The 1,330-nt window shown below is 65.8% G+C and carries 1 protein-coding gene; it reads left to right on the forward strand.

What is annotated here, in order from left to right; translation table 11 throughout:
• Positions 1-349: 349 nt before the first annotated feature.
• Positions 350-1,330, forward strand: a 981-nt coding sequence (locus tag LL648_RS43575; protein ID WP_232668859.1) for a DUF222 domain-containing protein, incomplete at its 3' end; no start/stop codon positions are given.

Genomic DNA, 1,330 nt, shown 5'->3' on the forward strand with positions numbered 1-1,330 from the left:
TGAAGCCCTGCACACCAGGTCAGACCAACATCACTGACCCCACACCGCAGGTGTCCGTGCTACGGGGGGAAGGTCAGCTTCGTCCGTTTCCTCGCGTTGGGTTGAGGGCCGCCCACGGGCGGCCGTGTGGTGGGGTGTTTGCCAGGTCGACGGGATGGCACTCTCAGCTCCACCTGTGGGTGGCGGGCACGCCTTCGGCGCAGGCCCGGTTTTGGGTGTCGACAACGACGTTTTGGCTATTGTTAGCGCTCACAAATCGCCAGAACGTCGTTGTCGACGCTTTGCCTCAGGTGTGCACGAAGTCGGAATTGGACTGGCTATGGATCTTCACCGCGTCTAAAATGGAGATATGTCCGAGAACCTGCAGACCGCCCTCGCCGGGGCGGCACAACTGCAGGCAGACACCCTGGTCGGGTCGTTTGAAGAACGGTGCGCCGCGACCCGCGAGTTGGAGGTTCTCGGGCGTCGGGTGGACTTCGCGAGGGTTTGTGCGATCAGTGCTTTCGTTCGTGAGGGTGGCTTTCATGCGCGGGGGTATAAGTCGTCGATCCATGCGATCCGGGATCTGTGGAACCTCGACCGCGGCGATGCCCAGCGGTACGTCACCGCCGCCGAGCACGTTTGCCCTCGGATCGCCCTGGACGGTCAGGTGTTGCCACCCCGGCTGCCCGCCAGTGCGGCGGTGTTCGAGGCCGGGGCGATGAGCCTGCGGCACGTGGAGAAGATCGTTGAGGTCCTCGCCTCGAAGGAGGCCGGGCGGCTGGCACCGGCGGTGTGCGCCGACGTCGAGGTTCAGCTCGCAGACCACGCGCCCGTGTTCGAGCCGCAGAGCTTGTACGTGTTGGGGATGCGGATCGTCCGGTCGTTCGACCAGGACGGACCCGAACCCGACGACGGACCCGAGTCCGAGGTCAACGAGCTGACGATCACCCGCCACCCCGACCGGCCCGGCGGGACGATCAAGGGACGGTTCGACAACCCGGTCCTGTTCGCCACCATCACCACCTTGATCGACGCCAAGTCGAAGCCGGCCACCAGCGACGATCAGCGCAGTGCTGGGCAACGCCAGGCTGAGGCGTTGGCTGATATCTGTGGCTATGTGCTCGACCACGGCGACGTCCCCCGCGCCGGCGGGCACCGGCCGCACCTCAACGTGCACATCCCACTCGCCGAGCTGGAGAACCGGGTCCGGACCGCGATCCTCGACTTCGGCGGCACTATCGCCACCAAGGATCTGCGGCTGCTCGCCTGCCACGCCGCCGTCATCCCCATCGTCATGAACGGCGACAGCCAACCACTCGACATCGGCCGCGCAAACCGCGTCATCCCC

This window comes from Pseudonocardia sp. TRM90224 (assembly GCF_021245725.1).
Classification (GTDB): domain Bacteria; phylum Actinomycetota; class Actinomycetes; order Mycobacteriales; family Pseudonocardiaceae; genus Pseudonocardia.